This window comes from Streptomyces sp. FH025 (assembly GCF_017427025.1).
In the GTDB taxonomy this organism is placed as follows: Bacteria; Actinomycetota; Actinomycetes; order Streptomycetales; family Streptomycetaceae; genus Kitasatospora.
In genome coordinates this window covers 1-4,922 of the sequence record NZ_JAFLNG010000591.1, presented here as the reverse complement: position 1 = coordinate 4,922, position 4,922 = coordinate 1, and the positions used below count along the sequence as shown (strand labels likewise).

At 71.9% G+C, this 4,922-nt stretch carries 5 protein-coding genes; all 5 read right to left on the bottom strand.

The window, feature by feature from the left end:
- Window positions 1-911, bottom strand: a 911-nt coding sequence (locus J0670_RS30065; protein ID WP_207814858.1) for a 4-(cytidine 5'-diphospho)-2-C-methyl-D-erythritol kinase, incomplete at its 3' end; no start/stop codon positions are given.
- Window positions 908-1,786, bottom strand: a complete 879-nt coding sequence (gene rsmA / locus J0670_RS30060) for a 16S rRNA (adenine(1518)-N(6)/adenine(1519)-N(6))-dimethyltransferase RsmA (protein ID WP_207814857.1) — start codon at window positions 1,784-1,786, stop codon at window positions 908-910. The genes rsmA and J0670_RS30065, both read right to left, overlap by 4 nt.
- Before the next feature lie 28 nt (window positions 1,787-1,814).
- Complete coding sequence (locus J0670_RS30055) at window positions 1,815-2,366, bottom strand: Uma2 family endonuclease (protein WP_207814856.1); 552 nt, start codon at window positions 2,364-2,366, stop codon at window positions 1,815-1,817.
- 58 nt (window positions 2,367-2,424) lie between these two features.
- Entirely contained in the window at window positions 2,425-3,300 is an 876-nt protein-coding gene (locus tag J0670_RS30050) for a TatD family hydrolase (RefSeq protein ID WP_207814855.1), read from the bottom strand.
- A complete protein-coding gene (metG, locus tag J0670_RS30045) occupies window positions 3,300-4,919 on the bottom strand; it encodes a methionine--tRNA ligase (protein WP_207814859.1) in 1,620 nt (539 codons plus the stop codon). Before metG ends, J0670_RS30050 begins: the two co-directional genes overlap by 1 nt.
- Window positions 4,920-4,922: the final 3 nt, after the last annotated feature.

Below are 4,922 nucleotides of genomic sequence, written 5' to 3'. Positions count from 1 at the left end.
ACGACCGCGGCCCCCGGCACCGGCCCGTACGTGGTGTGCGCGGCCCGGCAGGTGCCGGAGGCCCGCAGCGCCTCGGCGACGGCGGTGGCCGCGTCGGCGTCCTTGGCCAGGAAGGCGCAGGTCGGCCCGGAGCCGGAGACGAGGGCGCCGAGCGCGCCCGCCTCGGTCCCGGCCCGCAGGGTGGCGGCCAGCGAGGGCCGCAGGGAGAGCGCGGCGGGCTGGAGGTCGTTGGCGAGCGCGGCGGCCAGGGCGACGGCGTCGCCCTCGGCGAGCGCGGCGAGCAGGGCCGGGTCGGCGTCGGGGGCGGGGACGACGGCGGCGCCGGAGCCGGAGCCGGTCTCCTCGCGCAGCCGGTCGCACTCGCGGTAGACGGCGGGGGTGGACAGGCCGCCCTCGGCGACCGCGAAGACCCAGTGGAAGGTGCCGGAGACGGCGAGCGGCTCCAGGATCTCGCCCCGGCCGCGGCCCAGCGCGACGCCGCCGAGCAGGGCGAACGGCACGTCCGAGCCCAGTTCGGCGGCCAGCTCCAGCAGGGTCTCGAACGGGGTGTCGAGCTTCCACAGCGCGTCGCAGGCGACCAGCGCCGCAGCACCGTCCGCGCTCCCGCCGGCCATGCCGCCGGCCACCGGGATGGCCTTGGCGATGTGCAGGTGCACACCGGGGTCGGCGATGCCGTGGTGGGCGGCGAGCAGCCGGGCGGCGCGGGCGGCGAGGTTGCTGTCGTCCAGCGGTACGGCCTCGGCGCCCGGCCCGGTGCAGGTCAGCGTGACGCCCTGGCCCTCGGTGGCGGTGACCTCGTCGCCGAGGGCGACCGCGAAGAAGACGTTGGCCAGGTCGTGGAAGCCGTCGGCGCGCAGTCCGCCCACCCCGAGCTGGACGTTGACCTTGGCCGGAACACGTACGGTGATCACACGGCATCCTTGGGCTTGTGTTCGGCGATGGCGGCGAACTGTTCCACCGTCAGCATCTCGCCGCGCAGCTTGTGGTCGATCCCGGCGGCCGCGAGCGCCTGCTCGGCCCCGGCGGCGGAGCCGGCCCAGCCGGCCAGCGCGGCGCGCAGGGTCTTGCGCCGCTGGGCGAACGCGGCGTCGACCACCGCGAACACCTCCTCGCGGCTGGCCGAGGTCTTCGGCGGCTCTCGGCGGATCAGCGAGACCAGTCCGGAGTCCACGTTGGGGGCGGGCCAGAACACGTTCCGTCCGATGGCCCCGGCGCGCTTCACGTCGGCGTACCAGTTGGCCTTGACCGAGGGGACGCCGTACACCTTGTTGCCGGGCTTGGCGGCGAGCCGGTCGGCGACCTCGCTCTGCACCATCACCAGGGTCCGCTCGATGCTGGGGAAGGTCGCCAGCATGTGCAGCAGGACGGGCACGGCCACGTTGTACGGCAGGTTGGCGACCAGCGCGGTGGGCGCCGGCCCGGGCAGCTCGGTGACCTCCATGGCGTCGCTGAACACCAGGTCGAAGGAGTCCGCGCGACCGGGCATCCGGGCCGCGACGGTGTCCGGCAGGTGCTGCGCCAGCACCGGGTCGATCTCGACCGCGGTGACGTGCCGCGCAACCTCCAGCAGCGCCAGCGTGAGCGATCCGAGCCCCGGCCCGACCTCGACCACCGCGTCCTGCCCGGTCACCTCGGCGGCCCGGACGATCCGCCGCACGGTGTTGCCGTCGATGACGAAGTTCTGCCCGCGCTGCTTGGTCGGCTTCACGCCGAACGCGGCCGCCAGCTCCCGAATGTCGGCGGCGCCCAGCAGGTGGCTGTCAGGGGTGGGGTCGGTGGTGCTCACGCGCCAAGGATACGGGCGCGGGAGGTGCTCAGAGTTCGACCAGCGCCGCGAGGTCGATCTCCACGGGGTACGGCACCGAGGTCCGGAGCACCCCTTCGTGCTGGGCGACGGGCAGGTAGACGCCCTTCTCGTCGTCCCGGTGGAACTCGTGGACGATCGGCAGGTTGTCGAGACCGCGCTCGACCCGCCAGTAGTACGGGATGCCCTTCTCGGCGTACTGGCCGGGCTTGCGAAACCGGTCGTTGGCCCGAGTGCTCGGCAATACCACCTCAGCTACCAGAGCGACCGATCCGATCGGCAGGAACTCCGACTCTGCGAGGCCGGGGGTGGTCCGGTCGAACACCACGGCATCCGGCCGCAGAAGATTGCGCTCGTCGAGAAGCGCGGTGACCGGGCCGAGCACGCTGAAGATCCCGCTCCGAGTGTTTCGAAGCGTGATCATCAGCGAGTCTCGTACCTGGTCATGCCAGAAGTCCGTCCGGGGCCGTGGGGTGACGACTCCGTCGATCAAGTCCCACTCGAAGGGGAAGTCCACGTCCTTGAGCTGCTCGTAGGTCCAGCCGCGGGACGGCGGATTCATCCACTCACGCCACATGCGAACGAGCCTGACGGGCCGGTGCGAGTGGCGAACCGATTCCTCAGTACCCGAAGGCCCGCGCCGTGTTCTCGGCGATGGCCGCCGACAGCTCGTCCTCGTGCAGCCCCAGGGTGGCGGCCATCGAGCGGACCGTGACCGGGATGAGGTACGGGGCGTTCGGCCGCCCCCGGTACGGGTGCGGGGTGAGGAAGGGCGCGTCGGTCTCGACCAGGACGCGGTCGAGGGGGGTGGCGAGGAGGGCGTCGCGCAGCGGCTGGTTGGCCTTGAAGGTGACCGGTCCGGCGAAGGAGAGGTACCAGCCGTGCTCGGCGCAGGTCTTGGCCATCTCGGCGTCGCCGGAGTAGCAGTGGAAGACCGTCCGCTCGGGGGCGCCCTCCGCCAGCAGGACGGAGATGACGTCCTCGTGGGCGTCGCGGTCGTGGATGACCAGCGCCTTGCCGTGCCGCTTGGCCATCTCGATGTGGCGGCGGAACGACTCCTTCTGGATCTCCACGCCCTCAGGGCCGGTGCGGAAGTAGTCCAGGCCGGTCTCGCCGACGGCGCGGACCTGCGGCAGGGCGGCGAGCCGGTCGATCTCGGCGAGCGCCTCCTCCAGCGCCTCCGCGCCGCCGGCCTTCCGCTGCTGGCCGGACCATCCGTCCGCGTCGCCGAGGAAGATCCGCGGCGCCTCGTTGGGGTGCAGGGCGACGGCCGCGTGCACCTGCTCGTACCCGGCCGCCAGCTCGGCGGCCCAGCGCGAACCGGGCACGTCGCAGCCCACCTGGACCACCGTGGTGACCCCGACCGAGGCGGCCCGGGCCAGTCCCTCGGCCGGGGTGCCGGCCTGCATGTCGAGATGGGTGTGCGAGTCGGCCACCGCCACGGCCAGGGGTTCCGGCAGCGGCGGCGGGGTCGACCGGTCGTCGTCCTTGGCCATCAGGAGGCCGACTTCTCTTCGAGGCGCGGGAACAGGATGTCGCCCTTGGTGACGGTGGCACCGGCGGGCAGCCGGCCCCAGTCGCCGGCGGTGGCGACGGTCTGCGCGGCGAGCGCGCCGAGGCCCTCGGCGGCGCCCAGCGAGGCCCACAGCTTCTCGCTGGTGGACGGCATCACCGGGTTGAGCAGGACGGCGGTGCCGCGCAGCGCCTCGGCGGCGGTGTAGAGGATGGTGGCCAGGCGGGCCCGGCCCTCCTCGGAGTCGTCCTTGGCGACCTTCCACGGCTCCTGCTCGGTGAGGTAGCCGTTGACCTGCTTGACGAACTCGAAGATCGCCGCGAGGCCGCCGGCGAAGTCCAGCTCCTCGCCGATCTTCCGGTCGGCCGTCTCGACGGCCGTGCGGAGCCCGTCGGCGACGGCCTGCTCGGCCTCGCCCGCGGCGGTCGCGGCCGGCAGCACCCCGCCGAAGTACTTGCCGACCATCGCGGCGACCCGGGAGGCCAGGTTGCCGAAGTCGTTGGCGAGCTCGGAGGTGTAGCGGGCGGTGAAGTCCTCCCAGGAGAAGGAGCCGTCCGTGCCGAACGGGATCGCCCGCAGGAAGTAGTAGCGGTACGCGTCCACGCCGAAGTGCGAGGTCAGGTCGGTGGGCGCGATGCCGGTCAGGTTGGACTTGGACATCTTCTCGCCACCGACCATCAGCCAGCCGTTGGCGACGACCCGCTTGGGCAGCGGCAGGCCCGCGGCCATCAGCATGGCCGGCCAGATGACCGCGTGGAAGCGCAGGATGTCCTTGCCGACCAGGTGGACGGAGGCCGGCCACAGCTCGGCGAAGCGCTCCGGGTCGCTGCCGTAGCCGGCCGCGGTGATGTAGTTCTGCAGCGCGTCCACCCAGACGTAGAGGACGTGCTTCTCGTCCCAGGGCAGCGGCACGCCCCAGTTGAAGGTGGAGCGGGAGATCGAGAGGTCCTTCAGGTCCTGCTCGACGAAGCGCAGCACCTCGTTGCGGGCCGAGGCCGGCTGGATGAAGTCGGGGTTCTCCGCGTAGAACTCCAGCAGCTTCGGGCCGTAGGCGGAGAGGCGGAAGAAGTAGTTCTCCTCCTCCAGCCATTCGACCGGCCGCTTGTGCACGGCGCAGAGCTTCTCGCCCTCGGTGGCACCGTCGAGCAGCTCGGACGGGAGCTTGAACTCCTCGCAGCCGACGCAGTACGGGCCGGAGTAGCCGCCCTTGTAGATCTCGCCCTTGTCGTACAGGTCCTGGACGAACTCCTGCACCCGGTCGGTGTGGCGCTGCTCGGTGGTGCGGATGAAGTCGTCGTTGGCGATCTCCAGGTGCTCCCAGAGCGGCTTCCAGGCCTCCTCGACCAGCTTGTCGCACCACTCCTGCGGGCTGACGCCGTTGGCCTCGGCGGTCCGCATGATCTTCTGACCGTGCTCGTCGGTGCCGGTCAGGTACCACACCTTCTCGCCGCGCTGGCGGTGCCAGCGGGTGAGGACGTCGCCCGCCACGGTGGTGTACGCGTGGCCCAGGTGCGGGCGATCGTTGACGTAGTAGATCGGGGTGGAAACGTAGTACGCCGGGGCGTTCGCCCCGGTGGTGCTGTGGTCTGCAGTGGCCGCCATGGT